At 71.8% G+C, this 1918-nt stretch carries 2 protein-coding genes and 1 pseudogene; 1 reads left to right on the top strand and 2 read right to left on the bottom strand.

Features of this window, described 5'->3' with window-relative positions:
• Positions 1-323, top strand: a 323-nt coding sequence (locus ACWCSD_RS52105; protein WP_449927266.1) for a zinc-binding dehydrogenase, incomplete at its 5' end; no start/stop codon positions are given.
• A 196-nt stretch (positions 324-519) separates the two neighbouring features.
• On the opposite strand, the gene ACWCSD_RS52100 is transcribed toward ACWCSD_RS52105, so the two are convergent.
• Together ACWCSD_RS52100 and ACWCSD_RS52095 are read right to left on the bottom strand one after the other, a co-directional pair.
• Positions 520-1299 (bottom strand): hypothetical protein, encoded by a 780-nt coding sequence (locus ACWCSD_RS52100; protein ID WP_449927264.1) that lies wholly within the window; start codon positions 1297-1299, stop codon positions 520-522.
• 333 nt (positions 1300-1632) lie between these two features.
• Positions 1633-1918, bottom strand: a pseudogene (locus tag ACWCSD_RS52095) (tyrosine-type recombinase/integrase); the annotation flags it as partial.

Raw genomic sequence — 1918 nt, 5'->3', positions numbered from 1 at the left:
GTCACCACCCGGGCGGCGTGGACGGGCTCGTCGACGCCGCCGTGCTGGAGGCCGCCGTGCTGCCTGCCGTCAAGGACGGCGGCACCGTCGTCACCGTCCGCGGTTACCGGGGCGACGGGACCGGCCGGGTCCGCGTCGCCCCGATCTTCGTCCGCGACTACGCCGAGGCCGCGGCCGAGCTCGACCGGCTCGCCGAACTCGCCGGTGAGGGACGGCTCACCGTCCGCGTGGCCGGCGAACTGCCGGCCTCCCGAGCCGCCGAGACGCATCGCTCGCTCGAACGGCGCGGCGTTCGCGGGCGGTTCGTCCTGCGGTTCGGCTGACCGGCGCAACTGCTGGAGGACGAGCCGGCCCTGGTCGAGGCCGCGCGGGGAACGGCCGGTCATGGGCAGGTCGGCGGTGGTGGCGTCCCGCTCGGGGTAGCGGATCGCCACGCGGATGCCATGGGGGGTGAGCACCCGGCTGATCACCGTGCCGACGTCACCCGCCCCTGCGGCGGCCGGCCCGGGGTCGATCGCGTCAGGAGACCTTGGACGAGGCTGCCGCCCAGGTGTTGCAGGAGGCCGGGTCGGCGGTGCGGAAACCGGCCTTGACCCACCGCTTGCGGTTGGCGGCCTTGCCGTACTCGGCGGAGTCGCGGTAGAAGGACGACGCGGCCTTCTCCCAGTCCTGCTCGGTCTTGCCAGGCAGCGGCCAGACGCTCTTGGTGAAGGCCGCGCCCAGGCAGTCGGCCTGCTGGTACAGGCGCCGCCCCTGCTCCAGGTGCTCGGCTTTGCTGGCGGCTCTGAGGTTCTCGCCGGCGTCGTAGAGACCGGCGAGCTTCTGCACGTGGTAGCTGTACGTGCCGGCGATCGTGTCGAAGAGATCGAGGCCGGTGATTGGCCCGAGGAGCCAGTACTTGCCGATCTTGAAGGACAGCGTGCGGTCCCAGTCGCAATACCACACCTCGGACGACTGGATTGTCTCGCCGTCCTCGGACCCGCAGTAGTTCTTGGGCAGGCGGGTCACGTACCGCACCTTGACCGGCTCGTAGGGCAGGCCGGCCTTCTGCAGGTGCGGTCCCCACGTGTTCTCCAGGCAGCGCAGGGCCTCGTTGATGTAGGTACGGGCCTCGGCGGGCGTCGTGGGCTCGTCCGGCAGGTTGTCACAGGTCGTGGTGGGCAGCGGCCCGGCCTGGTACAACGCGTTCTTGACGAGCACGGGGTCCTTCACGGGATACGCCGAGGCGTGCGCGGCCGCCGTGACGGTCAAGGGGGTGAGGAGGGCGCAGGCGAGTGCCGCGATCTTGAGGGGCTTCACGATGGGTGAGAATAGGGCTTGCGGGGTTGGAGCGCCATATCGGTACCGGCCTGGAGCTGGAGCCATTGATCCGCGACGCACGCCGCTCGCCGGACGAAACGGCTGAGCCCTCACCGGCGGGCCATCGGCTCAGGATCGTTCTCGTGCAGGCCTACACATCTGACCCATGCGGATCTGCCGCGATCCGGGCGCCGGCCACGTCCGCCGATTACTCATCGTGAGGAGCGGGCCTGGTCGTCGGGCCGGCCACCATCGCAGCGTCCCGAATGCTTCGCGCCCACCGCGGGACAGCAGGACGGCTGGGCGTTCTCGACCTCACCGGCGCGGTGGCGGTCACCGCGTTGCTGTGCGTGGTGCTGGTGCCGAGCGGCGTACGGACGCTGCGAGCTGGTGCAGGGTGAAGCCGCCCGAGGCCTTCTTGAACAGGTACTCGGCGCGTTCGTAGGACAGGCGGCGTCTGCCGGTCTCGGGGCACAGGTCGGCCGGGTCCGGCGTCCGGGCGGGGGCGGGCCTGCGGTCGGCCAGGAAGAGGGGGCCGCGGGTCCGGCCCGCGACCAGCTCCTCCAGCAGGGGCGCGGCGCCGTCGCCCCACGTGATCGTGGCCGCGCGGCGGGCGGGC

The organism is Nonomuraea sp. NPDC001684, from assembly GCF_053596515.1.
Note: the sequence above shows the minus strand (reverse complement) of the source record. Positions and strands in the feature narration are given on the sequence as shown.